The organism is Streptomyces sp. NPDC051738, from assembly GCF_044453205.1.
Taxonomy (GTDB): domain Bacteria; phylum Actinomycetota; class Actinomycetes; order Streptomycetales; family Streptomycetaceae; genus Streptomyces.
In genome coordinates, this window is record NZ_JBITCM010000017.1 from 48,069 (window position 1) to 73,917 (window position 25,849).

The following is a 25,849-nucleotide window of genomic DNA, read 5'->3' on the forward strand; positions in this document are numbered from 1 at the left end:
CACCGGGGTAAGCCGCCCAACAGTCGGGGCCGAAGGTCCCGAACGGTGCCCGTCGGATGCCTTTGTCGGGTGGCGCCGTACCATTCATAAGGTTGAAAGCAGGACAGCCTGCTCATGAACGGACCCGCCTTGCAAGATCGCTCGCCCGCCTCCGCCTCCTGGCGCATCGCACTGCCGCACACCGCCGCGGCCGTGCCCGTCGCGCGTGCACTGGTCCGTACGGCGCTGACCGAGCTGGAGCATGCCGCCGACAGCGACACCGCGGAGCTGCTCACGGCGGAGCTGGTCGCGAACGCCGTGGAGCACACCGCGGGTAACGGCCCCATAGAGCTGGTGGTGGAGCTCCTGCCCTCCGGCTGCCAGGTCGAGGTACACGACCCGGACCCGGCCCCACCGGGCGATCTGACCAAGCCGAGCGGCATGGATCCCGACCCCTGGCAGGAACACGGTCGGGGCCTGCTCCTGATCCGCGCCCTGAGCTCGTCCTGCGGCCATCGCCCAACGGCCTCGGGCAAGGCAGTGTGGTTCAGACTGCCAACGGTCCCCTCCCAACGCCGCCCAATCTGACTCACCCCAGCGTCGCGACCAGCACCGCCTTGATCGTGTGCATCCGATTCTCCGCCTCGTCGAAGACCACCGAGTGCGCCGACTCGAACACCTCGTCGGTCACCTCAAGAGACTCAAGGCCGTGGGCCTCAAAGATCTCCTGCCCCACCTTCGTCCCGAGGTCATGGAACGCCGGCAGACAGTGCAGAAACTTGACGTCCGGATTCCCAGTGGCCCGCAGCACATCCATGGTCACCGCATACGAGCCAAGCGCAGCGATCCGCTCGGCCCAGACCTCCTTCGGCTCCCCCATCGAGACCCAGACGTCGGTCGCGACGAAGTCCGCGCCGAGTACACCCTCGTCGACCTTCTCGGTGAGGGTGATGCGAGCCCCGCTGGTCTCGGCGAGCTTGCAGGCCTGGCCGATGACGTCCTGGGAGGGCCAGTAGGCCTGGGGAGCGACGATCCGTACGTCCATGCCGAGCAGGGCGCCGGTGATCAGGTAGGAGTTGCCCATGTTGAAGCGGGCGTCGCCCAGGTAGGCGAAGGCGATCTCCTTGAGCGGCTTGGCGGTGTGCTCGGTCATGGTGAGCACGTCGGCCAGCATCTGGGTGGGGTGCCAGTCGTCGGTGAGGCCGTTGTAGACGGGCACGCCGGCGTGCGCCGCCAGCTCCTGCACCTTCTGCTGGCTGTCCCCGCGGTACTCGATCCCGTCATACATCCGCCCGAGCACACGCGCGGTGTCCTTCACGGACTCCTTGTGCCCGATCTGCGAGCTCAAGGGGTCCAGGTACGTCGTCGAGGCGCCCTGGTCGGCGGCCGCGACCTCGAACGCGCAGCGCGTGCGCGTCGAGGTCTTCTCGAAGATCAGCGCGATGTTCCTGCCCCGCAGGTACCGCGTCTCGGCCCCCGCCTTCTTGGCGGCCTTCAGCTCGGCGGCCAGCTCGACCAGCCCACGGAACTCCTGCTCGGTGAAGTCGAGCTCCTTGAGGAAGTGGCGCCCGGCGAGGGCGGTCGGGACAGTCGCCATGGGGGCGCTCCAGAGGTACGTGAACAGGACTCTGGAAGTCTATACGACGATAGGCATTTCTATACAGCGCCCCGTGCGGACACGTCTACACAGGCGCGCGCTCGACCGGACAGCTCATACAGCGCGGCCCTCCCCTCCCCCGCCCCAGCTCACTCCCCGGAATCTCGATCACCTCGATGCCCTGCTTGCGCAGATGCGTGTTGGTGGTGGCGTTGCGCTCATAGGCGACGACCACACCCGGCTCGACGGCCAGCACATTGCAGCCGTCGTCCCACTGCTCGCGCTCGGCCGCGTGGACGTCCTGGGTGGCGGTCAGGACGCGGATCTCGCTCAGGCCCAGGGCGGCGGCGATCGCACGGTGCATGTGCTCCGGCGGATGGTCGGTGACCTTCAGCTCCTTGTCGCCGGCGCCCGGTTCGATGGTGTACGAGCGGAGCATGCCGAGCCCGGCGTACTGGGTGAAGACATCGCCGTCGACCATCGTCATCACGGTGTCGAGGTGCATCAGGGCGCGCCGCTTGGGCATGTCGAGGGCCACGATCGTCTCGGCCGAGCCGGCGGCGAACAACTTGTGGGCGAGCATCTCGACGGCCTGCGGGGTGGTCCGCTCGCTCATCCCGATGAGGACCGCGCCGCTGCCGATCACCAGGACGTCCCCGCCCTCGATGGTTGACGGGTAGTCCGCCTGCCCCTCGGACCAGAAGTGGAACGTTTCGTCACAGAACAGCGGATGGTGCCGGTAGATCGCCTCGAAGTGCACGGTCTCGCGCTGACGGGCGGGCCAGCGCATCGCGTTGACGGAGACACCGTCGTAGATCCAGGCGGAGGTGTCGCGGGTGAAGAGGTGGTTGGGCAGGGGCGCGAGCAGGAAGTCGTCCAGTTCCATGACATGGAAGCGCACGGAGGTCGGCTCGGGGTGCGCCTCCAGGAACTCCCGCTTGGTCATGCCGCCGACGAGCGCCTCGGCCAGTTCGGGCGCGGGCAGGCCCTCGAAGGCCGCACGGAGGTGGTCGGTGGCGAGCACCCCGTACTCCTTCTCGTCGAAGACCCGGTCCAGGACGAGTTTCCGGGCCGCCGGGATCTCCAGGGCCTCGGTGAGCAGGTCACCGAAGAGGTGGACGGTGACACCGCGGTCGCGCAGCACGTCGGCGAACCCGTCATGCTCGGCGCGCGCCCGGCGCACCCACAGCACGTCGTCGAAGAGCAGCGCGTCCTTGTTGCTGGGGGTGAGCCTCTTGAGCTCCAGATCCGGCCGGTGCAGGATGACGCGGCGCAGCCGCCCGGCCTCGGAGTCGACATGGAATGCCATGCCTCCATCCTGACCATCGGGGGCCGCCTTCACCCCCACTTGCACCCTTCTTGTTCTCGGCCCTCATTCCCGGCCCCATTCCCGGCCCCATTCTCGGCCCTCATTCTCGTCCCCTTGACGACAACCCCGTCCCATGATTATCGTCTCATTGACGAGAAATAGTGGAGGGGATCACATGGCCGACATCACCCGGCGCCTCGGCTGGCGCCATCTGCGCGGCGCGCCCACGGCGCACATCCGTCACCACCGTGGCGGAAAGCTGCTGCACGACGGCCCCGGGCTCAGCTTCTGGTTCCGTGCGCTGACCGCCGCGCTCTCCGAAGTGCCGGTCGACGACCGGGAGTTGGCGATGACCTTCCATGCCCGTACGTCCGACTTCCAGGACGTGGCCGTCCAGGCGACGGTCACCTACCGGATCAGCGACCCCGCGGTGGCCGCATCCCGCCTGGACTTCTCCGTCGACCCGGACACGGGCGCCTGGCGGGGCACCCCGCTGGAGCAGCTGGGCACGCTCCTGACGGAGACGGCGCAGCAGCACGCCCTGGACGTCCTGGCCCGTACGCCTCTGTCCGCGGCGTTGGTCGACGGCGTCACCGCGGTGCGGGAGCGGATCGCGGCGGGCCTCGCCGGGGAGCCCCGGCTCCCCGCCACCGGCATCGAGGTCGTCGCCGTACGCGTCATGGCGCTGCGCCCGGAGCCCGAGGTGGAGCGGGCGTTGCGCACCCCGGCCCGCGAGCAGATCCAGCAGGAGGCGGACCGGGCGACGTACGAGCGCCGGGCGGTGGCCGTCGAGCGGGAGCGCACGATCGCCGAGAACGAACTGGCCAGTCAGATCGAACTCGCCCGCCGCGAGGAGCAGTTGGTGGACCAGCGGGGCACCAACGCGCGCCGGGAGGCCGAGGAGCACGCGGCGGCCGACGCGGTCAGGGCCGAGGCGGAGGCGGCACGGACGGTACGGCTCGCGGAGGCGGAGGCCACGCGGTCCGTACGGCTGGCGCGGGCCGAGGCCGAGGGGGCGCGTGAGGTCGGTGAAGCGCGGGCGCAGGCACAGGCGGCGTGGCTGCGGGTGCACGCGGAGGTGGACGTGGCGACGCTGCACGCCCTCACCGGGACCCGGCTGGCGGAGAACCTGCCTCGCATCGACAGCGTGACGGTGTCGCCGGACGTGCTGACGGGGCTGCTCGCCAGGCTCGGTACGCGGGAGCAGGCGTGAGCCTCGCACCGCGGGTCGTCCTCGTCCATCGCACCACGGAGTACGAGGAGTTGGTGGCCCGGCACGGCACGCACGGCCAGGCCGCCTTCTTCCTCTCCTCGCGGGGCCGCGACATCGCGGAGGTCGCCGAACGCCACCACCGCACGCGCCAGGCGCTGACGGAGGTGGCCTCGGCGATCCCTCTGACCTGGCGTCAGAGCCGGGTGGAACGGGCCGACCTGGACCGGTTCCTGTTCGCGCCGGAGGACGTGGTGGTCGTGGTCGGGCAGGACGGGCTGGTCGCGAACGTGGCCAAGTACCTCGCCGGACAGCCGGTGCTGGGCATCGACACCGACCCCGGCCGCAATCCGGGCGTCCTGGTGCGTCACCGCCCCACCGACGCCGGCCCGTTGCTCACCGCCACGCAGTCGGGAGGGGTCCGCTGCGACGAACTCATCATGGTGGAGGCCGTCGCCGACGACACACAGCGGCTCGTGGCCCTGAACGAGATCTACCTGGGTGCCGTCGGGCACCAGACGGCCCGATACCGCCTGGGCCTGGAGGACGACGGGGGTGTCGTCGAGGCCCAGGCCTCGTCCGGGGTGCTGATCGGCACCGGGACGGGGGCGACCGGATGGATCCGGTCGGTGTGGCAGGAGCGGGGAGGGCAGCTGCGGCTGCCCTCCCCGACGGAGGAACGCCTGCTGTGGTTCGTACGGGAAGCCTGGCCGTCCCCGGCCACCGGTACGTCACTGGTGGCCGGGGAACTCGCCGCCGCGCACCGTCTCCACCTCACCGTCGAGTCCGAGCGGCTGGTCGCCTTCGGGGACGGGATGGAGACGGACGCGGTCGAGCTGACCTGGGGTCAGACGCTCCGTGTCGGCGTGTGCCGGGAGCGGCTGCGGCTCATCGGCTGACCGTCACAGCCGCGGGTCCACCGGCTCCGACTCCAGCGCCAGCACCCCGAACACCGCCTCGTGCACCCGCCACAGCGGCTCGCCCTCGGCCAGCCGGTCCAGGGCCTCCAGTCCCAGCGCGTACTCGCGGATGGCGAGGGAGCGCTTGTGGTTGAGGAACCGCTTGCGCAGGCGGGCCAGGTTGTCCGGGCGGGTGTACTCCGGGCCGTAGATGATCCGGAGGTACTCGCGGCCCCGGCACTTGATGCCGGGCTGCACGAGCCGCCCCTCCTCGCTGCGGACCACCGCACCGATCGGCTTGACGACCATGCCCTCGCCGCCGCGGCCCGTCATCTCCAGCCACCAGTCGACGCCCGCCCGCACCGACTCCGGGTCCCCGGTGTCGACGTACAGCCGTCGGGTGGTCTGGAGCAGACCACTGCCGTCGTGCTCCACCAGCCGGTCGAGGAGCGCGAGCTGCTCGTCGTGCGGGAGAGCGGCGAGGCTGCGGCCCTGGACCGCGAGGATCTGGAAGGGGGCCAGGCGTACGCCGTCGAGGCCGTCCGTCGTCCAGCAGTAGCGGCGGTACGCCTCCGTGAACGCTGCGGCGTCCGACGCCCGTTCACGCTGGCGTGCCAGCAGGTCCGACACCTCGACACCGCGCGCCGAAGCGCCCTCCAGCGCGGCCAGCGCACCCGGGAACGCCGCCCCGGAGGCTGCGCCGACCGCCGCGTACTGCGAACGCAGCAGGCCCGAGGCCTTCAGCGACCACGGCATCAGCTCGGCGTCGAGCAGCAGCCAGTCCGTCTCCAGCTCGTCCCAGAGCCCGGCCTCGCCGGCCGCCGCGCGGACGCGGTCGAGGATGGTCTCCGTCACGGACTCGTCGTCGAAGAACGGGCGGCCGGTGCGGGTGTAGATCGATCCCGTGGGGCCGTCCACGCCGAACCGCTTGCGCGCCGCCTCCGCGTCCCGGCACACCAGGGCCACGGCCCGCGAACCCATGTGCTTCTCCTCGCACACGACTCGCTCGACCCCGTCCGCCCGGTACTGCGCGAAGGCCTCCACCGGGTGCTCCAGGTAGCCCTCTTCATGGCTGGTCGCCGTCGGTGCCATGGTCGGTGGGAGGTACGGCAGCAGGCGCGGGTCGACCGCGAAGCGGCTCATGACCTCCAGGGCCGCCGCCGCGTTCTCCTCACGGATGGCGACACGGCCCTGGTGCCTGGTCTCGACGGCCCTGCGCCCGTGCACGTCCGCCAGGTCCAGCGGCCGCCCGTCGTGCCCGCCCGGTGCCTCCGTCCGCAGCGGCTTGGTCGGCTCGTACCAGACCTTCTCGGCCGCTACGTCGACCAGCTCCCGCTCCGGCCAGCGCAGCGCGGTCAGCTTGCCGCCGAAGACGGCGCCGGTGTCCAGGCAGATCGTGTTATTCAGCCACGTGGCCTCCGGGACCGGTGTGTGGCCGTACACCACGGCCGCCCGGCCTCGGTAGTCCTCGGCCCACGGGTAGCGCACCGGCAGCCCGAACTCGTCGGTCTCCCCTGTGGTGTCGCCGTACAGCGCGTGCGAGCGCACCCGCCCGGACGTGCGGCCGTGGTACTTCTCCGGCAGACCGGCGTGGCAGACGACCAGCCTGCCGCCGTCGAGGACGTAGTGGCTGACGAGCCCGTCGATGAACTCCCGTACCTGCGCGCGGAACTCCTCGCTCTCGGTCTCCATCTGCTCGATGGTCTCGGCGAGTCCGTGCGTGTGCTGGACCTTGCGGCCCTTCAGGTAACGCCCGTACTTGTTCTCGTGGTTGCCCGGGACGCACAGCGCGTTGCCCGACTTCACCATCGACATCACGCGGCGCAGCACGCCGGGGCTGTCCGGGCCGCGGTCGACGAGGTCACCGACGAAGACGGCGGTACGACCGTCCGGGTGCGCGCCGTCGACGTAGCCCAACTTGCCGAGCAGCGACTCCAGTTCGGAGGCGCAGCCGTGGATGTCGCCGACGATGTCGAAGGGGCCGGTGAGGTGGGTGAGGTCGTTGAAGCGCTTCTCGGTGACGACGGTGGCGTTCTCGACGTCCTCCACACCGCGCAGGATGTGTACCTTGCGGAAGCCCTCGCGCTCCAGGTGCCGTATCGAACGGCGGAGTTCGCGGATGTGCCGCTGGATGACCCGGCGCGGCATGTCGGCCCGGTCGGTGCGGGCGGCGTTGCGCTCGGCGCACACCTCCTCGGGCACGTCGAGCACGATGGCGATCGGCAGCACGTCGTACTGCCGCGCGAGCTCGACCAGCTGCCGGCGGGAGTCCTGCTGCACGCTGGTGGCGTCGACGACCGTACGGCGGCCGGCGGCCAGGCGCTTGCCCGCGATGTAGTGCAGGACGTCGAAGGCGTCCCGGGTCGCGCTCTGGTCGTTCTCGTCGTCGGAGACCAGGCCGCGGCAGAAGTCGGAGGAGAGGACCTCGGTGGGCTTGAAGTTCCGGCGGGCGAAGGTCGACTTGCCGGAGCCGGAGGCGCCGACGAGGACGACGAGGGAGAGGTCGGTGACGGGCAGGGCACGCCCCTTCGGTGTCTGGTTCATGCTGCCTTCGCCTCCTTCTCGTCGTTGTTGATCATCGTGGCCGTGCCCATCTCGAAGACGGCCATCTGCGTGGGCGGCCCCACCTCGGGGTCGTCGAGCCCGACGGGCACGAACTCCACGCCGTACCCGTGCCGTTCGGCGACGGCCCGCGCCCAGGCGCGGAACTCCTCGCGCGTCCACTCGAACCGGTGGTCGCCGTGCCGGACGTGCCCGGCGGGGAGGGACTCCCAGCGGACGTTGTACTCGACGTTCGGGGTGGTCACCAGGACCGTCCGCGGACGCGCGGCGCCGAACACCGCGTACTCCAGGGCGGGCAGCCGGGGCAGGTCGAGGTGCTCGATGACCTCGCTGAGCACGGCGGCGTCGTAGCCCTTGAGACGGTTGTCGGTGTAGGCGAGGGAGCTCTGGAAGAGCTTCACGCGCGAGGCCTGCCGCTCCCCCATCCGGTCCAGCTTCAGCCGCCGCCCGGCGATGGTCAGCGCCCGCATCGACACGTCGACACCCACGATCTCGGTGAACGCCGGGTCCTTGAGCAGGGCCTGCACCAACTGCCCCTGCCCGCACCCGAGATCGAGCACGCGCGCGGCACCGGACGCCTTGAGCGCAGCCATGATCGCGTCCCGTCGCTGCACGGCGAGCGGGGTCGGCTTCTCCTCGGTCTCGCTCTCGGCCTCGACGGCGTTGTCGATGTCCTCGACCTCGCTGTCGTCGGCCTCCGCGAGCCGCACCAGCTCCAGCCGCTCCATCGCCTCCCGGGTCAGCGACCAGCGGCGCGACAGATACCGGCTGGTGATCAGCTTCTGCTCCGGGTGGTCCGGCAGCCAGCCCTCACCGGCGCGCAGCAGCTTGTCGACCTCGTCGGGGGCGACCCAGTAGTGCTTGGCGTCGTCGAGGACGGGGAGCAGGACGTAGAGGTGGCGCAGGGCCTCGGCGAGGGTCAGCGCCTCCGACTCCAGGACGAGACGGACGTAGCGCGAGTCGCCCCACTCGGGGAACTGAACGTCCAGCGGCACGGGCTCGACCCTCACCGCCCAGCCGAGCGGCTCGAACAGCCGCCGTACGAGTTCCGGGCCGCCCCGGGCCGGCAGCGCGGGCACCTCGATGCGCAGGGGCAGCGGCTGGGCCGCGCGCTCGGGACGGGCGTTGCACACGCCTCGCATCGCGCTGGAGAACACGCCGCTGAGCGCGACCGCGAGCAGCGAGGAGGCGGCGTACGGCCGGTCGTTGACGTACTGCGCGAGCGCCGCGTCGGGCGCGCCGCCCCGGCCCTTGCCCTTGCCGCGCCGGACCAGTGCCACCGCGTCGACCTCCAGGAGGAGCGCCGCCGTGCAGCGCTCGGCATCGGCCTCTGGGTACAGGACATGGGCCGTGCCGTAGGAGGTGGAGAACGCCTGCGCCTTCTCTGGGTGCTTGTGCAGCAGGAAGCCGAGGTCGGTGGCCGGGCGCTCTGGGGAGCCGGTGGTGGTGATGGTCAGGAACACGGTGGGCAGGCCTTGGAGTAGTCGTCTGAACTGCGGATACGCCCACCGTACCGAGCGGGCATCGGCAGCACCCGGAAATTTTCGCTAGCCTCCGTGATCGTCCGGGCGTTCGAACAGCGCACGACCGACCGCCCACGCATGCCCACCATCCCCCACGCATGCCCACCAGCGGAGGCCTCACGTGACAGACGCCGGATTACGCGCGACCCCCATCGACACCAGCAAGCCCCACTCGGCCCGCATGTACGACTACTTCCTCGGCGGGAAGGACAACTACCCGGTCGACGCGGAGGCGGCCGAGCAGGTGGTCTCCCTCTTCCCCGCCGTGCGGGAGATGGCGCGGACCAACCGCTGGTTCATGCACCGTGCCTCCCGGCTGCTGGCGGAGCGGGGTGTCCGCCAGTTCCTCGACATCGGCACCGGGATTCCGACCGAGCCGAACCTCCACCAGATCGTGCAGGGGATCGCCCCCGACGCCCGGGTGGTGTACGCGGACAACGATCCGATCGTCCTCAGGCACGCCGAGGCCCTGCTGCACAGCACCCGCGAGGGGAGGACAGCCTACGTCCACGGTGACGTACGGGAACCGGGACGGATCCTCGCGGCGGCGCGGGAGACCCTCGACTTCACGCAGCCGATCGCGCTGTCCCTCGTGGCTCTGCTGCACCTGGTGGTGGACGAGGACGAACCCGGCCGGATCGTGAGCGAGTTGCTCGAAACGCTGGCGCCCGGAAGCTATCTGACGCTGTCCCATGCGACGGGGGACTTCGACCCGGAGACCTGGGAGCGGGTCGTCGAGGTGTACCGCAAGGGCGGCACCCCGGCCCAGGTGCGGGCGCGCGACGAGTTCGCCGGCTTCTTCGCCGGGCTCACATGGGTGGATCCGGGCGTGGTGCTCGCCGCCGAGTGGCATCCGGAGCTCGGTGAGCGGCACGAGGGCGAGGAGATACCCCTGTACGTGGGGGTCGGCCAGAAGCGATGACGACGCATCCGGCGGATCGCCCTTGTCGGCCCGATCCGCCGGATCCCGATGCGCCGGATCCCGATGCGCCGGATGACGCATGGATCGGTCGGGTCGGCCCTACGGCCCTACGACAGCTGTGACTGCACCTGGGAGGAGATGAGCTCCAGGTGGTCCAGGTCGTCGAGGTCGAGGACCTGGAGGTAGATCCGCCGCGAGCCGATCTCCTGGTACCGGCCGATCTTGTCGACGACCTCGTCCGGGGAGCCGGCGAGCCCGTTGAGCTTCAGCTCGTCGACCTCCCGCCCGATCGCGGCGGCGCGGCGGGCGATCTCCTGGTCGTCCTTGCCGACGCAGACGACCAGGGCGTTGGAGTAGACGAGGTCGTCGCCCTTGCGGCCGGCCTCCTCGGCGGCGGCCCGCACCCGCCCGAACTGCCGCTCGCTGTCCTCGATCGAGGCGAACGGCATGTTGAACTCGTCGGCGTACCTGGCGGCGAGCCGGGGCGTGCGGGTGGCGCCGTGTCCGCCGATCAGGACGGGGATCCGGTCCTGGGCGGGCTTGGGCAGGGCGGGCGAGTCGGTGAGGTCGTAGTAGGTCCCGTGGAAGTCGAAGGTCTGGCCGGCCTCGGTCGCCCACAGCCCCGTGACGATGGCGAGCTGCTCCTCCAGCCGCCCGAACTTCTCCTTCGGGAACGGGATGCCGTACGCCTTGTGCTCCTCCTCGAACCAGCCCGCGCCCAGGCCGAGTTCGACCCGACCGCCGGACATCCGGTCGACCTGCGCGACCTGGATGGCGAGCACGCCGGGCAGCCGGAAGGTGCCGGCGGTCATCAGGGTGCCGAGGCGGATCCGCTTGGTCTCGCGGGCGAGGCCGGCGAGGGTGATCCAGGCGTCGGTGGGGCCGGGAAGGCCGTCGCCGGAGCCCATCTTGAGGTAGTGGTCCGAGCGAAAGAACGCGTCGAACCCAAGGTCTTCGGTGGCCTTCGCCACGGTGAGGAGGGTGTCGTAGGTGGCCCCCTGCTGGGGCTCGGTGAAGATGCGAAGATCCATACCTCCATCCTGCACGCCGCGGTGCGGGCCGGGCCCACCGGTCCCCCCGCCTCTCGCGTCCCCGGTCGGGTGAATTCCCGCCACGCGGTTGCCGCCCCTGGGCCAGGCCAGTGACCGCCCCCGACGGTGATCGTTGGCTCGGTCGGAGCCGGACCGCCCGGCGCCCGCGCCGGCCGGTGACCGCCGGAGCGTCACCGTGTCGGCCCCCTTGTGTCGGGGGCCGGAGGCCGAGGAGGCCGTCATGTCCGAGGAACTCGCACCACCGCAGAGCGGGGGCGGTCAGCCCAAGGGGCTGTTGCAGCAGATGGAGGAGCTGATGGCGGCGCTCAATGCGGACCTGTCTGCTCTGGACGCGGATCTGCAGGCGACCGGCGGGTCTGGCGTGGGGAAGCGGCAGGACGGGGAGGCCGGCTGAGTTCCGGGCCGCTCAAGGCTGAGGTGACGGGGGTGCGCGCCGCGGCCGGGTGCGGGCCCTGCTGGGGGCCTGCGGCCCCCAGACCCCCGCTTCGGCCCTGAAGGGGCCTCGTCCTCAAACGCCGGACAGGCTGAAATGCCGGGACCGGCGTTGCGAGGACGACAGCCCGCAGCCCTACCCCGCCTCCCGCTCCGCCAACACCTGATCCCGATCCGCCAGTCTCCGCAGCATCTCCAGCACCCGATCCCGGGACTCGTCCGCCGCGTCGATCGCCTCCATGCACCGCCAGTACGTCGACTCGCCGTCCGCGGCACTGGCCACACCCACCAGGGCGATCCCCACCTCCCCCAGCAGGCTCCCCAGCTGCATGAGCGACTGCCGCGCATCCCCCAACTCCGTGAGCTGGGCGGCGCGTAAGTCCCCCTCCGCGAGGTTCGGCGCCTCCAGTACCCCGCAGCCGCGCCCGGCCAGTTCCGTCAACCCCAGTGCCTCGCCGCGTAGTTCAGGTGGGCCGAAGACCGCCAGCCGACTTCCTATCGCCTGAGCCAGGGCCTGCGCCTGCCACACCTCGGTCATGGTCTCCGGCAGGCTCCCGCTGCCGGCCAATGCACGCCTGCTGGTCTTGATGAGCCGCACCGCGTCCATCCGCTGTCCCCGTCTGTCCGACGCGCTGCCCACGCGTCCGCCCGAACTCCCTTGTTCACTACCCAGAGTGAAGGGCGTTGAGACGAAAAGCCAGAGGAAGGCGGAAATCTCTGGACAACTTTTCGGCTACAGGCGCCAAATTGGATACGGAGAGTGAAAGTGGACGAGGATCCTCCCGGCGCCGGAAGCGCCCCTTCCGTGCACGGAGCACTTCCTCCACTCACCGAAGTACCCTTCCGCGCACCCTCCCTACGGCGCCGGAAACCTCCGCTCGTTCCGGTCGATCTTCGCGTCCAGTGCCGCCAGCGGATCGATCGCGAGCACCTCGCAGAGCTGGAGCAGATACGCCAGTACGTCGGCGACCTCGTCCGTCACCCGCTCCGCGGTCCGCGCGTCGTCCATGACCCGGGCCGACTCCTCCGGCGTCAACCACTGGAAGATCTCCACCAGTTCGGACGCCTCGACGCTCAGCGCCGCGACGAGGTTCTTCGGGGTGTGGTACGGCTGCCAGTTGCGCGCGGCGGCGAACTCGGCCAGCCTGCGCTGCAGCTTGGCCACATCAAGAGGTTCGGTCACGGCTCCAGGTGTACCACCGTCACCCCGCCCACCTCCGCCACCCCCGAGGCGTCGCTCACCGCCCCGACCACCCGGATGTGCCCGCGCTCGCACATCCGCGCCGCCAGCCGCACCACTTCCCCGCACTGCCCGGGATCCAGCGCCCGATCGAGCCCGTCGGCCAGCACGGTCAACGTCTGCATGGCCTCCGGCACCTCGCCGGCCGGGTCGACCTCCAGCACCCCGGGACCGGTCAGCAGCACCAGCGACAGCGCGAGATACCGCAGCTCACCGTCGCCCAGCCGGCCGAGCTCCGTGCGGATCCCGTCCCCGCGGTCGAGCACCGCCCGGATCGTCCCGTCCCCCAGCACCTCCGCGGCCACGTCCGCCACCGCCCCGGCGCACCCCGCCCGCACCGCGGCCACGAACTGCGCATGGCGCCGCGCGCACTCGGTCCGGGTCCGCCACAGCACATCGGCGAGGTTGTCGCAGCCGCCGAGCAGTCGACCGGACCCGACCGGCACCCGGCCCCGCATCCGGTCGGGCCGCGGATCGCACGCGAAGACCGACCGCAACGCCACCACCATCTGCTCCGCGGCGGCGAGCACGCGGCGCTGCCCGTCGGTCTTGCCCGCGACCCGCAGCGGGAGCAGCGCCGTTCCGAGCCGGTCGTCGGGCAGGGGCGCCCGGGTCACCGGCGACTGACCGGCCGTGTGCCAGGCGGCCTGCACATAGGGGCGGCTCGGATCACGCAGGGCCGTCTCCAGCAGCACGACACCGCCGGCGCTCAACCGCTCCCCCACGATGCGCAGTTCGGGCTCCGCCTGCACGGCGACATCGAGCCGGACCGGCCCCTCGGGACCGTCGGCGGTGCAGCCGATCCGGAAGCCCCGTCGGCGCTGGGCATCGGGCCGGGCCCGCTCCGGCACGCACGCGTCCGGGTCGGGGAACGCCTCCCCGACCCCGGCACCGCCGGCGAGCCGCGCCAGCGCCTCGTACGCCCTCAGGGCAGTCGTCTTCCCGCAGCCGCTCGGCCCCGCGAAGAGCGTGAACGGCCCCAGCGGTAACGCCACCCGCCGATGCCCGGCGAACGCCGACAGCCGCAGCTCGGTGAGGTGGGACCGGTCGGGGCGCACCGCGGACGGCTCACCCAGAGGGCGTTCCGGCGACGGCGGGGGTACCGAATGGCCCTTCTGGGGCGGTGGGGAATCCACGTGTCCCTGCCGGGACGGCGGGGAACCCCCGTGCCCCTTCCGGGACGGCGGCGAACCCGCACGGCCCTTCTCAGACGGCGGGGAAACGGCACCAGACGCAGATGAGACGGCCATTCCCGGACCGTAGGACCCCCGCCGTCAGACGAACCGTTCCGTCCCGGCGCCTTCCTACGATCGAGGTACCGCCCGGCCGGGCCGCCTCAGGGGCCCGGCACCCCCGCCCCCTCCATCAGCCCGCTCACCTCGGTCCCGGGCGGCGTCAGCAGGAACACGTTCCGGTCGACCCGGTGCATCCCGCTCCCCAGCCCGAAGACGACGCCTGTGCTGAAGTCCAGGACCCGCTTGGCGGTATCGGTCTCCGCTCCCGTCAGGTCCAGCAGGACCGGAATCCCCGCCATCAGCGTCTCGGCGACCTCACGGGCGTCCGCGAACACATTGACCCGCAGGACGACGAACCGCCGCCGCGTCTCCGTCTCCGCCTCCGGGTGCACCCGATGGTCCACCGCCGACGGCCAGGCGTCCCGGCCGCGCAGCGGCACGACCTGGGCGAGCCCTTCCCACTGTTCATCGGTGACGTCGTGGCTGTTCACCGGCTCCCCCCGCCCTGACTCGCCTTCATTGCCTGCACCTGCCAATTCTTACGCCAAGTCACCCGTTCGGCCCAACAGCGACACGATGCGCGACCGCCACACGTCCCTCACATCGCGCCATGGAGGGCTGTGTGGCCGACGTAACTCCTCATGATCAAGGGATGTGACATCGACGTAACGGGCAATTCGTACGCTTCACGTACCACCGCGACCGCCGGAGAAGGGCAGCACGTGACCTCGACCACCTCCACGACTCAGGTCCGGACGGTCTGCACGTACTGCGGGGTCGGCTGCGGAATCCTGCTGGACGTCGGGATGGGGCCCGACGGACGGCGTACGGTCCTGAAGGCCTCCGGCGACAAGGCGCACCCGGCGAACGCGGGCCGGCTGTGCACGAAGGGCGCGACGACGGCCGAGATGCTGGCCGCGCCGGGGCGGCTGACGACCGCGCTGGTCAGGGACGACCGGGGCGAGGAGCCGGTGCCCGCCCCGATGGCCGACGCCATCGCCGAGACCGCCCGCCGGCTGCGCGCGATCATCGACGAGCACGGGCCGGACGCGGTCGCCTTCTATGTCTCCGGGCAGATGAGCCTGGAGGCCCAGTACCTGTCCAACAAGCTGGCCAAGGGGTTCGTGCGGACGAACCAGATCGAGTCGAACTCGCGGCTGTGCATGGCCAGCGCCGGCATGGGATACAAGCTGTCGCTCGGCGCCGACGGGCCGCCCGGGTCGTACGACGACTTCGAGAAGGCGGACGTCTTCCTGGTCATCGGCTCGAACATGGCCGACTGCCACCCCATTCTGTTCCTGCGGATGATGGAGCGCGTCAAGGCGGGCGCGAAGCTCATCGTGGTCGACCCGCGACGCACCGCCACCGCCGCCAAGGCCGATCTGTTCCTGCAGGTCAAGCCGGGCACCGACCTCGCCCTCCTCAACGGCCTGCTGCACCTGCTCGTGGAGAACGGCCACACCGACCCCGACTTCATCGCCGCCCACACCGACGGCTGGGAGGCGCTGCCCGAGTTCCTCACCGACTACGCGCCCGCGGCCGTGGCGGAGATCACGGGCATCGACGAGAACGACCTGCGCACCGCCGCCCGGCTGATCGGCGAGGCGGGCGAGTGGATGAGCTGCTGGACGATGGGGCTCAACCAGTCCACGCACGGCACCTGGAACACCAACGCCCTGGTCAACCTGCATCTGGCCACCGGGGCCATCTGCCGTCCGGGTTCCGGGCCCTTCTCCCTCACCGGCCAGCCCAACGCGATGGGCGGGCGTGAGATGGGGTACATGGGGCCGGGGCTGCCGGGGCAGCGGTCGGTCGCCGTCGAGTCCGAGCGGGCCTTCGTCGAGGAGCTGTGGGAGCTGCCGCCGGGCACCCTGCGCGCCGACGGGGTCGGCAAGGGCACCGTCGAGATGTTCCAGAAGATGGCCGACGGCGAGATCAAGGCCTGCTGGATCATCTGCACCAACCCGGTCGCCTCGGTCGCCAACCGCCGTACGGTCATCGAGGGTCTCGAGGCCGCCGAGTTCGTCGTCACGCAGGACGTCTTCGGGGAGACCGAGACCAACGCCTACGCCGATGTGGTGTTGCCCGGCGCCCTGTGGACCGAGGGCGACGGCGTCTTCGTCAACAGCGAGCGCAATCTCACCCTGACCGCGCCGGTCGCCGACCCTCCCGGTGAGGCGATGGCGGACTGGCGGATCATCGCGGCCGTCGCCTGTGCGATGGGCTACGAGAAGGGGTTCTCGTACGACAGTGCCGAGGACGTCTTCGAGGAGATACGGCGGGCCTGGAACCCGGTGACCGGCTGGGATCTGCGCGGGGTGACGTACGAGCGACTGCGGGCCACACCCGTGCAGTGGCCGGCCGCCGACGTGGACGGGCCCGAGCGCAATCCGATCCGGTACGTCGACGCGGACGGCGGGCTGCGGTTCCCGACCGCGAGCGGGCGAGCCGCGTTCCACGCGCGGCCGCACATGCCGCCCGCCGAGATGCCGGACGACGACTACCCCTTCGTACTGAACACCGGGCGGGTGCAGCACCAGTGGCACACGCTGACCAAGACCGGGCGGGTCGCCAAGCTCAACAAGCTGAACCCGGGGCCGTTCGTGGAGGTGCATCCCGAGGACGCGGGTTCGCTGGGGATCGCCGACAGGGACCGGGTGGAGGTCGCCTCGCGGCGGGGGCGGGCGGTGCTGCCGGCGGTGGTGACGGAGCGGGTGCGGCCGGGGGGCTGTTTCGCGCCGTTCCACTGGAACGACCTGTTCGGTGAGTATCTGAGCGTCAACGCGGTGACGAGTGACGCGGTGGATCCGATCTCCTTCCAGCCGGAGTTCAAGGTGTGCGCCGTGTCCCTGACGCGGGTGGCGGCTCCGGTGCCGGAAGAGCCGGTGGAAGCGCTGACGCCGACGTCCGTCACCCCCGGCTCGGCCGATCCCGCCGCTTCGGCCGATCCCTTCGGTCTGGAACCCGCCCCGCCACCCGTGCTGACCGCCCAGGAACGCCTCTATCTGACCGGCTTCCTCTCCGGCATCCGGACCGGCGCGCCCGGCATCCCCGTCCTGCCGCCGGACGCGCCCTTCAGCCCCGAGCACGCGATGTGGGTCAACGGCGTGCTGGCCGGGATGTACTCACGGACGGCAGCGGAGCCGGTCACGCGTGATGGCCGTGAGGTGCGTGAGGTCGTGGTGCTGTGGGCCTCGCAGACCGGCAACGCCGAGGAGTTCGCCACCGCCACCGCCGAGCGGCTGGGCGCGGCGGGGCACCGGGCCACCCTCGTCGGCATGGAGGACGCCGACGTCCTCGCTCTCGCCCGCGCGGCCGACCTCCTCTTCATCACCAGTACGTTCGGCGACGGTGACGCGCCCGACAACGGGTCGGGCTTCTGGGACACGCTGTCCGACACGGGGGCGCCACGGCTGGACGGGGTGCGGTACGCCGTGCTCGCCTTCGGCGACTCGTCGTACGACGACTTCTGCGGGCACGGGCGCCGGCTCGACGCGCGTCTCGACGAGCTGGGGGCGGTACGGCTCGCGCCGCGTACCGACTGCGAACCGGACTACGAGCCGTCGGCGGGCGCCTGGCTGGACCAGGTGCTCACCGCGCTGGAGCCGGGGGCGGCCGGCGCTCCGACGGCGACCACGACGGCACCGGCACCCGAGCCGACGTCCAAGCCCAGCACGCGCCCCGCCAAGCCCGCCCCCACCACCGCCCGCCTCGTCGGCAACCGGCTGCTCAGCCTGCCCGGCGCGGACAAGGAGGTGCGGCGCTTCACCTTCGACACGAGCGGAACTCCGCTGACGTACGAGGCAGGCGACGCGCTCGGCGTCCGGCCGGTCAACTCGTCGGCGCTGGTGGAGGAATGGCTGGCGGTGACCGGCGTGGACGGGTCGACCGCCGTGGAATTGGACGGCGTTGGCGAGGTTCCCTTCGCCGAGGCCCTGCACCGGCACCTCGACATCACGAAGATCACCTCGGATCTGCTCCGCTTCGTCGCCGAACGCGTCCGCGACGACCGGGAGTTGCGGCGGCTGCTGCGTCCCGACAACAAGGACCGGCTGGCGCAGTGGAGTTGGGGGCGGCAGGCCGTGGACGTCATCGGGGAGCACCCCGTGCGGGCGGGCGCCGTGGAGTGGGCCGGGGTGCTCAGGAAGCTCCAGCCGCGTCTGTACTCCATATCGTCCAGCCCGCTCGTCGACCCGCACAGCGTCTCGCTGACGGTCTCCGTCGTGCGGTACGAGAACCTGCACGGCCGGGCCCGCGGAGGCGTCTGCTCACCGTTCCTCGCCGACGCGGAGCAGGACACCGAGGTGCCGGTCTTCGTGCAGCGCTCCCCGCACTTCAGGCCGCCCGCGGACGCCGCGACGCCGATGGTGATGGTCGGCCCGGGTACCGGTGTCGCGCCGTTCGTCGGCTTCCTCCAGGAGCGGCGCGCGCTCGGGCACCGGGCCCCCAACTGGCTGTTCTTCGGGGAGCAGCACCGGACCAGCGACTTCTACTACGAGGACGAGCTGACCGAACTGCTCGACGAGGGCACGCTCGCCCGCCTCGACACCGCCTTCTCCCGCGACCAGCGCAACAAGGTGTACGTCCAGGACCGGATGCGCGAGCACGGCCCGGAGCTGTGGCGCTGGCTGCAGGACGGCGCCCACTTCTACGTCTGCGGCGACGCCTCGCGCATGGCCAAGGACGTGGACCAGGCGCTCCGGGACATCGCGGTCACGCACGGTGGGCTGGCGGAGGCCGAGGCGTCGGCGTACGTGAAGCAGCTGGCGGCGGCGAAGCGGTACGTGCGGGACGTCTACTGACGGTTCCCGGGAACCCCGGAACCTACGGTTCCGGGATACTCCAGGGATCTTCTCACCCCCCTCACACCGGACTCTTCACCTCCCTCGGCGCCTCGCTCACCAGGCCTGATTACGGTCCGGTGGCGTGCAGTCGGCAGAACAGCAGCCGGTGACACCGGCCCGGGGGACACAGTCGCCGGCGCCCGCCGTCCCGGGAACGGAATCCCCCGCCCAGTGGCACCGCGTCCTCACCCTCCTCGCGGCGATCAGTCTCTTCATCGGCACGCGTGCGATCTGGACGCAGGCGGCGAGCCACCGTCTCGTCGTGGCCGCCGCCATCTCGGCGTGCTACGCGTCGATCCTGGCGTGCGGGGTACTGGCGCCGGTCGTGCGGCGGGCGAGGTCGTTGGCGCGGGTGGATCTGTGCGTCCTGGTGACCGCCGTGACGCTGGCGCTCTGCGGGTGGGCGATGAACCACCGCGGCAGCGACGAGGCGATCCTCACCACTCAGGCCGCCCGTGCGCTGGTCGCCGGGCATCCCGTCTACGGGCAGCCCTGGCCCTGGTTGTTCGGCCACGGCGTCGCGCTCACCCCGACGGTCACGGGCGGCTACGACTTCACGTACGGCTATCCGCCCCTGACCCCGCTGCTGACCGCGCCCCTGCTGTGGCTGGGGCACGGGGCCCTGCCCGCGACGGTCGTGAGCATGGCCGCCCTGCTGGCCGGCACCGTCGCGCTGTGGCGGCTGCTGCCCACACCGTGGCGGTCGGCGGCGACCATGGCCTGCCTCGGCTTCGGGTTCCTGCCGTCGTACGCCCGCCTCGGCTATCCGGCGATCGTGGCGCTGGCCCTGCTGGTGCCGGTGGTCGTGCGGTGGCCGCGGATCGGGCGGGGCGGGCGGCTCGGTGCGGGCGGGCTGGCGCGGGCGGCGTGTGTCGGGGCGGCGTGCGCGGCGCAGCAACTGCCGTGGTTCGTGGTGCCGTTCCTGCTGACCGGGATCTACGCGGTGCGGCGCGGGGAGCTGGGCGCACGCGCGGCGGCGCTGGTGGTGGCGCGGATCATCGGGGTCGCCGGGGTCGTATGGCTGCTGATCAACACGTACTTCGTGGTCAGCGAGCCGGGCACCTGGATCCGGGGGATAGCGCTGCCGCTGACGCAGGGCGCGATCATCCACGGGCAGGGCGTGGTCGGCATCTCGCTGTACTTCACCGACGGCAGCGACCGGCTCGACTGGTACTCCCACGCGAGCATGCTGCTGACTGCGGGGCTGCTCGCGCTGTTCGTGGTGTTCGTACGGCGGCTCGGGCCCGCGGCGACCGTGCTGCCGTGGTGCGCGTTCTTCGTGGCGACCCGGTCGCAGGACGGCTACTACGTGATGATGACGCCGCTGTGGCTGGCGGCGGCCGTCACCGCGCCGGCGTCGGAGTTCGCCACGGCCTGGCAGCCGCGCCCGCACGTGCTCGCCAGGAGGCCGGCCCGGATCGCGGCGGCCGCGCTGCTGCTCACCCCGGCCCTGGCGAGCGTGGCATGGGCGGCGACCGGGACGCCTCCGCTGGACATGCGGCTGACGTCGGTGCGGTGGGCGACGCGGGCCGCCGTGTCCCGCCTGGAGGTGGAGGTCACCAACACGGACGCCGACGCCCTGGCGCCCCACTTCACGCTCACCACGGGCCAGGGCACGAACGCGTACTGGACGGTCGTACGCGGCCCGGCCACGCTGCCCGCGCACGCCACGGCTCGCTATGAACTCCGGCCTCCCCCAGGGGTGTTCCGCCTCCCCCGTCCGGGCGTGCGGATCCGGCTGCGGGCCTTCACGGCCGTACCGCAGACGCTGTCGAGCGCCGACGTCAGGCTGCCGCGGTCCGGGTGAAGCGGAGGGTGGCGGCGATCGTGGCGTGGCCGCGCATCATGCCGAGCTGGTTCCAGCCCATGCCGAACTGCTCGCGGTCCACGGTGAACTCGGTGTCCAGGGTGAGCGCGTCGGCGTCCGCGCCGACGAGGCGTGCGGTGAGGGACTGGGGGCGGCTGACGCCGCGGGCGGTGAGCTGGCCGACGACGTGCACGCTGTCGCCGTCACGGAGTTCGGCGCTGCGGACCGAGAAGGTGATCTCGGGGTGGTTGGCGGCGTCGAAGAAGTCTGCGGAGCGCAGATGCTCGTCGCGCTTGGCGTTGCGGGTGTCCAGGGAGGCGACATCCAGGGTGATCGTGCCGACGGCGGAGCCGTCGGGCCGCACCTCGCCGGTGCCGGTGACGGCGGCGAAGGCACCCTTCACGTTGACCAGGCCCCACATCGTCCGGTGCCGGACGGCGACGGTGGAGGCGGTGGGGTCGAGCTGCCACAGCCCGGTTTCGACGGCGACGGTCATGATCCTTCTCCTGCGGCCTTGTCGTTCAAATTTGGATGACTGCACGCTAGCCCATAATCCAAATATGGACAACCATTCCGAGGGTGCCTCGTCCAAAAATGAACGACAGGTAGAATCGAGCCATGTCCGCCGCCGATGAACACCCCGCCGACCAGCTCGAATGCCCCTCCGCCCAGGGCGGCGGCCTGCTCCCGGCCGAGCTGCGCGGCTGGATGCTGCTGCTGGCCGCGACCGGGGCCGTGGAGCAGCAGCTGCGGACCGTCGTCAAGGAGCGGCTGGACGTCTCCCACGACGAGTTCCTCATCCTGTGCCTGCTGGCCGAGCAGCCCCCGGCGGGCAGCCTGCGCATGACCCGCATCGCGGAACTCCTCGGCCGGCCCAAGACCCGGCTCACCTACCAGATCGCCTGCCTCCAGCACGCCGGCCTCGTCAACCGCAGGTCGGTGTGCGGCGACAAGAGGGGTGTCGAGGTCGCCCTCACGGAGCAGGCCCGCCGCCTGCTGACGGAGGCCTCCGAGATCCTCGGCGAGACGGTCAAGGCGGCCCTCGCGCGCTTCGTCGGGGCGGAACAGCGGGAGGCACTGTGCCATCTGCTGCCGGACCTCGCCGGGGAGGCGCCGCGTCAGGCGGAGGGCGCTCCGGTGAGGACCTCCACCTGGCCCGTGTCGAGCGAGTAGTAGGCGCTGACGACGGCCAGGTCGCCCTTCTTCACCAGCGGGGAGAGATCGACGTTGGTCCGCAGGGCGCCGGCGGTCTGCTTGATGTGGACGCGGGTCATGGCGTCGACCGGGTCGGTGTGCTTCTGCTTGGCGACCTCCTCGTAGGCCGGGCGCAGGGCCTCGGCGATCGACTGGAGGTTGCCCGGCAGCGGCTTGTCGTCCTTCAGTGCCTTGTACGCCGCCTTGACCGCACCGCAGCGCTGGTGGCCGAGGACGACGATCAGCGGGGTCCCCGCGGTCATGGGCCCGTACTCGACGGAACCGGTGACGACCGGGGCGACCACCTGGCCGCCGGTGCGCATCACGAACAGGTCGCCGATCCCGGTGTCGAACAGCAGCTCCGGCGGCACGCGGGAGTCGATGCAGGAGAGTATGACGCCGTAGGGCTTCTGCTCCTCGGCGACGAACTGACGCCTCTTCGGGTCACGGTCGGGGTGCTGGAGCGCACCGTCCACCCAGCGCTTGTTGCCCTCCATCAGCCGCGCGAACGCCGACCACGGCGAGTCCGGCCGCGCACCCGCGGCGGCGGAGGGAGTCGACCCTCCGGCGACCGTCGCCTTCTGCGCCGAGCCGGTGTCCGCCTTCGCCGAACAGCCGGTGATCATGGCCGCGGAGGCCACGAGCCCTCCGGTGAGAATCGCTCGGCGCTGCGGTCGCGAGACACTGCCCATGGCACTCTTCCCTTCTGGTGTTCGCCCTGGTGGGGCGGGTGTTTCCACTGTTGCGAAGCAGCGGTTAACGCCCATACAGGGCTGATGCAGCGCACGGGAAGGACGCGTCCAAATCATGGAGCGTGGCCCGTTGGCGGATGCGGGCAGGGCGAACGTTCAGTGGGCGAGCGGCGTCGTAGCAGCAGCCGCTTTCGAAGGGACCGCCGCCATGACCGCCGTATCTCTCACCGCCCGTACCGTGTCCAGGGCCGCGCTGACTGCGGGACTGCTCTGCGCGGTCGCCGCCTGCGGCACCGAATCGAAGAGCGCGCCGGCCGGTGGCGGGGCCACCTGGCAGGAGCCCGCCTCGTACGCCTACACGCTCCGATCGACCGAAGGGGAGCGGACGTTGCTCGGCACCTTCCGGATCACGGTCCGCGACGGCGCCGTGGTCGAGGCGGTGGGCCTGGACGACAGCGGTCGGCGCGTGGTCGAGGATGTCCCCGACGCGGTGCCCACCATCGGGGAACTCCTCGACGAACTGGAGCAGGCGCGGCGGGACGACGCGGACAAGGCCGAGGCGGAGTACGCGGCCGAAGGGCATCCGGCGCGGATCTCCCTGGACTGGGAGGAGAACGCGATCGACGACGAGGCGCTCTACGTCATCAGCGCCTACGAGCCGACCGGGGGCTGACGACCTCCGGCGTCCCCCTTCTCGACCGCGTCGGTGATGTTTCGGCACCATTGTGGCTTCGGCCAACTCGGGTCTGCCATCAGCGAGTTGTTTTCGGAGAACGGCCCGATGGACGGTGCGCCGCCGCGACCGATCCACTGGGCGTGTGGACAACAGCGACGAGCCGGGCACGACCGGCGTGATGGTGATCGAGCCCCTGGGCAACGCGGGCCCCTTCCTCGTGGAGGCCGCCGACCGGCTGGGCATACGGCTGTACGCGGCCACCGACGAGCGGGTCCACGCCGGCTACGAGCCGTGGCTGACCCGCGGCCTCGCGGGGGTGTGCCTGACCGAACTGGCCGACACCGCACGCGCGTTGGACGACATGGAGAAGTTCTGCCGCGCGCATCGCATCAGGGGTGTCGCGGCCTGCTGGGAGTTGCTGACCCCGCTGGCGGCCCTGCTCGCCGCGCGCCTCGGGCTGCCGGGCAACGACCCGCTGCGCGCCAAGGCGGCCCGCAACAAGATCGCCATGGCGGAGGCGTTCCGGGCGGCGGGCGTGGCGGCCCCGGCGGAAGCGGTGGTCACGACCGCCGAGCAGGCCCATCATGTCGCCGCCTCCGGCCGGCTGGGCTGGCCGCTCGTCGTCAAACCCGCCGAGCAGGGCGGCTCTTGGGGCGTGAGCGTGGTGGACGGACCGGAGGGGCTCGACGCCGCGGTGGCCGCCGCCGGGCTCGTCACCCACGCCGAGCCGCACGGTCTGCCGCTGGACTCGCGGGTACTGCTGCAGAGCTATGTGCCCGGTGACGAGTTCTCCGCCGACACCGTCGTGCACGAGGGGGTGCCGTACCCGCTGCCCGTGGTCCGCAAGGACACCACGGTGGGCCGGTACCGGGTGGAGACCGGGCACTCCTGCCCCGCCGGGCTCGACGCGCGCACGGTGCGGGCGGTCCAGGAGGCCGCGGCGCGTGCCGCGCTCGCCGTCGGGGTGCGCGACGGCATCGCGCACACCGAGGTGAAGATCCTTCCGGGCGGCGAGCCGATCGTCATCGAGACCGGGGCCCGGCTGCCCGGGGACAACATCTGCGAGATCGTCGAGGCCGCGACGGGCGTCAGCGAGGCCGCCGCCTATCTGCGGGCCGTGACCGGCCGGGTGCCGGACACGACACCGACCCGGGACGCGGCGGCCGCGGTGCGCTTCCTGCTGCCCGACCGGGCGGGGGTACTGGAGGGCGTCGTCATCCCCGACGTGCCCGGCACCCACAGCCGGCTCCACATCCGTCCCGGGCAGCGGGTGCCGGAACCGGCCGACAGTTCCGGCCGGGTCGGCCATGTCGTGGCGCGGGCCGCGTCCGTCGACGAAGCCCGCCGCCTTGCCTCGCGGGTGATCGCCGGCACCCGAGTGAAGGTGAGCTGGTCCATGGCCAGGCCCGTGCGGAAGCCCGTGCGAAAGATCGCGTTCCTGCGGTCCGTGGAGATCCGACGCGCCCACCCGTACATCCAGCGCTGCGTCCGCGACCTGGCCGAACTCGGCATCGAGAGCTGCCTGTTCCACACCCACGGCACCGCGGACGACGGGGACTTCCCCGGCCCTCGTCACCGCCTCGACCCCGCCGTCACCCCCGCCGACCTGGCCCGGGAGGTCGTTCAGTGGGGCGCGGACGCCGCCGTCTCGATCTCCCTGCCGTGCGAGAACGCCCTGCGGGACGCGACGGTCAAGGAGCTCCTCGACGCCCAAGGCGTCCCCACGGTCATGACTCCACTCCGGTCGACCCTGACCCTGTGCGACAAGTGGGAGACCAAGCAACTCCTCGTCCGCGCGGGCCTGGACACCCCACGCGGCGTCAAGGTCGACTCCGATCTGCTCGCCGGGCGCGGCGTGGCCGTACCCGCCTACGCGGACGCCCTGCGCGCGTCCGCCGCCCGCATCGGCCACCCGCTCCTGTCCAAGCCGCTGTGGGACTCGACCAGCATGGGGATCAGGGCCCTGCCCGACGCCGCGGCCCTGGAGGCGTACCTGGCCGATCCGCCCGAGGTGTCGGCGGTGATCGAGGAGTGCGTCGTCGGCGCGCTGTGCTCGGTGGACATCGTGGGCGAGCCCGGCGCGTACCGGGTACTGCCGGTGTGCTGGACCGGCACGGCGGGCACCGAGCCCGTGTTCACCTTCGCCGATCTGCGCTGGTGCGGCCCCCGACCGCGGGCGGACGCCGATTTCGCACCCGTGGCGGCGGGGCTGGTGGCCCTGTGCGAGGACCTCGGCGTCCAGGGGTCCGTCAACGTGGACATGATCTACACCGGTTCCCGGTACGTGGTCCTGGAGATCAACCCACGGATCGGCGGCGCCACCACCCTGTCCTGCGCCGCCTCCGGAACGAACACGTTCAGCGCGCTGGCGGACATGGCTCGCGGCGGCTACGTCCCCGCTCCCGTGCGCCGTACGGGATGGGCCATCGAGTTCCTGTCGCCCGACCGCCTGTCGGACCCGGTCCGCGCGGAGCTGATGGCTCGTCTGAACGTCATCACCGCCCATGAGTTGGTGATCGACGACACCAGTCACGGCGACATCGTCGTGTTCACCCTCGCCGAAGGGGACGAGCGACAGACCGTCAAGCACCTTCAGGAGCTGCACCGGACGACGGGCTGGCCGCGCGCGGAGATCCTGGACAAGACCCGGGCCCTGCTCACCCCATGACGCGGACG

The 25,849-nt window shown here is 71.5% G+C and carries 21 protein-coding genes; 10 read left to right on the forward strand and 11 right to left on the reverse strand.

Annotated elements, in window-relative coordinates:
• Positions 1-114 precede the first annotated feature (114 nt).
• Entirely contained in the window at positions 115-567 is a 453-nt protein-coding gene (locus tag ACIA8X_RS33490) for an ATP-binding protein (protein ID WP_399459871.1), read from the forward strand.
• Position 568: 1 nt separating this feature from the next.
• On the opposite strand, the gene argF is transcribed toward ACIA8X_RS33490, so the two are convergent.
• Entirely contained in the window at positions 569-1,576 is a 1,008-nt protein-coding gene (argF, locus tag ACIA8X_RS33495; protein WP_399459872.1) for an ornithine carbamoyltransferase, read from the reverse strand.
• 85 nt (positions 1,577-1,661) lie between these two features.
• A complete protein-coding gene (locus ACIA8X_RS33500) occupies positions 1,662-2,885 on the reverse strand; it encodes an arginine deiminase (protein ID WP_393456848.1) in 1,224 nt (407 codons plus the stop codon).
• Between the two features lie 175 nt (positions 2,886-3,060).
• On the opposite strand from ACIA8X_RS33500, the gene ACIA8X_RS33505 reads away from it, so the two are divergent.
• Positions 3,061-4,098 (forward strand): SPFH domain-containing protein, encoded by a 1,038-nt coding sequence (locus ACIA8X_RS33505; protein WP_393456845.1) that lies wholly within the window; start codon positions 3,061-3,063, stop codon positions 4,096-4,098.
• Complete coding sequence (locus ACIA8X_RS33510) at positions 4,095-4,994, forward strand: hypothetical protein (protein ID WP_399459873.1); 900 nt, start codon at positions 4,095-4,097, stop codon at positions 4,992-4,994. Before ACIA8X_RS33505 ends, ACIA8X_RS33510 begins: the two co-directional genes overlap by 4 nt.
• Before the next feature lie 3 nt (positions 4,995-4,997).
• Here ACIA8X_RS33510 and ACIA8X_RS33515 read toward each other — a convergent pair whose 3' ends face one another.
• Positions 4,998-7,538, reverse strand: a complete 2,541-nt coding sequence (locus tag ACIA8X_RS33515; protein ID WP_399459874.1) for a polynucleotide kinase-phosphatase — start codon at positions 7,536-7,538, stop codon at positions 4,998-5,000.
• Positions 7,535-9,019 (reverse strand): 3' terminal RNA ribose 2'-O-methyltransferase Hen1, encoded by a 1,485-nt coding sequence (locus ACIA8X_RS33520; RefSeq protein WP_399459875.1) that lies wholly within the window; start codon positions 9,017-9,019, stop codon positions 7,535-7,537. Before ACIA8X_RS33520 ends, ACIA8X_RS33515 begins: the two co-directional genes overlap by 4 nt.
• A gap of 181 nt (positions 9,020-9,200) precedes the next feature.
• Here ACIA8X_RS33520 and ACIA8X_RS33525 point away from each other — a divergent pair, with 181 nt between their 5' ends.
• Positions 9,201-10,001 carry an SAM-dependent methyltransferase gene (locus ACIA8X_RS33525; RefSeq protein ID WP_399459876.1) on the forward strand — a complete coding sequence of 267 codons (801 nt, stop codon included), beginning with the start codon at positions 9,201-9,203 and terminating at the stop codon, positions 9,999-10,001.
• Between the two features lie 107 nt (positions 10,002-10,108).
• Here ACIA8X_RS33525 and ACIA8X_RS33530 read toward each other — a convergent pair whose 3' ends face one another.
• A complete protein-coding gene (locus ACIA8X_RS33530) occupies positions 10,109-11,032 on the reverse strand; it encodes an LLM class F420-dependent oxidoreductase (protein WP_393456830.1) in 924 nt (307 codons plus the stop codon).
• A 241-nt stretch (positions 11,033-11,273) separates the two neighbouring features.
• On the opposite strand from ACIA8X_RS33530, the gene ACIA8X_RS33535 reads away from it, so the two are divergent.
• Positions 11,274-11,447 carry a hypothetical protein gene (locus tag ACIA8X_RS33535; protein ID WP_393456827.1) on the forward strand — a complete coding sequence of 58 codons (174 nt, stop codon included), beginning with the start codon at positions 11,274-11,276 and terminating at the stop codon, positions 11,445-11,447.
• Between the two features lie 174 nt (positions 11,448-11,621).
• Here ACIA8X_RS33535 and ACIA8X_RS33540 read toward each other — a convergent pair whose 3' ends face one another.
• The 4 genes from ACIA8X_RS33540 to ACIA8X_RS33555 form a co-directional block, all read right to left on the reverse strand.
• On the reverse strand, positions 11,622-12,092 hold the full coding sequence (locus tag ACIA8X_RS33540) for a DUF6099 family protein (RefSeq protein ID WP_393456986.1): 471 nt from the start codon (positions 12,090-12,092) through the stop codon (positions 11,622-11,624).
• A gap of 249 nt (positions 12,093-12,341) precedes the next feature.
• A complete protein-coding gene (locus tag ACIA8X_RS33545; protein WP_093909631.1) occupies positions 12,342-12,668 on the reverse strand; it encodes a nucleotide pyrophosphohydrolase in 327 nt (108 codons plus the stop codon).
• Entirely contained in the window at positions 12,665-13,975 is a 1,311-nt protein-coding gene (locus ACIA8X_RS33550; protein WP_399459877.1) for an AAA family ATPase, read from the reverse strand. Before ACIA8X_RS33550 ends, ACIA8X_RS33545 begins: the two co-directional genes overlap by 4 nt.
• A gap of 86 nt (positions 13,976-14,061) precedes the next feature.
• Positions 14,062-14,451 (reverse strand): cell division protein SepF, encoded by a 390-nt coding sequence (locus ACIA8X_RS33555; RefSeq protein ID WP_399459878.1) that lies wholly within the window; start codon positions 14,449-14,451, stop codon positions 14,062-14,064.
• A gap of 231 nt (positions 14,452-14,682) precedes the next feature.
• Between ACIA8X_RS33555 and ACIA8X_RS33560 the strand changes: the two genes are divergently transcribed.
• Both ACIA8X_RS33560 and ACIA8X_RS33565 read left to right on the forward strand, forming a co-directional pair.
• Complete coding sequence (locus ACIA8X_RS33560; RefSeq protein ID WP_399459879.1) at positions 14,683-18,762, forward strand: molybdopterin-dependent oxidoreductase; 4,080 nt, start codon at positions 14,683-14,685, stop codon at positions 18,760-18,762.
• Positions 18,763-18,910: 148 nt separating this feature from the next.
• Positions 18,911-20,611 (forward strand): hypothetical protein, encoded by a 1,701-nt coding sequence (locus ACIA8X_RS33565; protein WP_399459933.1) that lies wholly within the window; start codon positions 18,911-18,913, stop codon positions 20,609-20,611.
• Here the strand turns inward: ACIA8X_RS33565 and ACIA8X_RS33570 are convergent.
• Positions 20,589-21,107, reverse strand: a complete 519-nt coding sequence (locus ACIA8X_RS33570; RefSeq protein ID WP_393456814.1) for a YceI family protein — start codon at positions 21,105-21,107, stop codon at positions 20,589-20,591. The two genes, ACIA8X_RS33565 and ACIA8X_RS33570, sit on opposite strands and share 23 nt — an antisense overlap.
• A 122-nt stretch (positions 21,108-21,229) precedes the next feature.
• Here ACIA8X_RS33570 and ACIA8X_RS33575 point away from each other — a divergent pair, with 122 nt between their 5' ends.
• On the forward strand, positions 21,230-21,784 hold the full coding sequence (locus ACIA8X_RS33575; RefSeq protein WP_399459880.1) for a MarR family winged helix-turn-helix transcriptional regulator: 555 nt from the start codon (positions 21,230-21,232) through the stop codon (positions 21,782-21,784).
• Here the strand turns inward: ACIA8X_RS33575 and ACIA8X_RS33580 are convergent.
• Positions 21,730-22,497 (reverse strand): carbonic anhydrase, encoded by a 768-nt coding sequence (locus tag ACIA8X_RS33580; RefSeq protein WP_393456808.1) that lies wholly within the window; start codon positions 22,495-22,497, stop codon positions 21,730-21,732. The two genes, ACIA8X_RS33575 and ACIA8X_RS33580, sit on opposite strands and share 55 nt — an antisense overlap.
• A 208-nt stretch (positions 22,498-22,705) precedes the next feature.
• Here ACIA8X_RS33580 and ACIA8X_RS33585 point away from each other — a divergent pair, with 208 nt between their 5' ends.
• Both ACIA8X_RS33585 and ACIA8X_RS33590 read left to right on the forward strand, forming a co-directional pair.
• Entirely contained in the window at positions 22,706-23,170 is a 465-nt protein-coding gene (locus ACIA8X_RS33585) for a DUF6174 domain-containing protein (RefSeq protein ID WP_399459882.1), read from the forward strand.
• 145 nt (positions 23,171-23,315) lie between these two features.
• Complete coding sequence (locus ACIA8X_RS33590; protein WP_393456802.1) at positions 23,316-25,841, forward strand: ATP-grasp domain-containing protein; 2,526 nt, start codon at positions 23,316-23,318, stop codon at positions 25,839-25,841.
• Positions 25,842-25,849 lie beyond the last annotated feature (8 nt).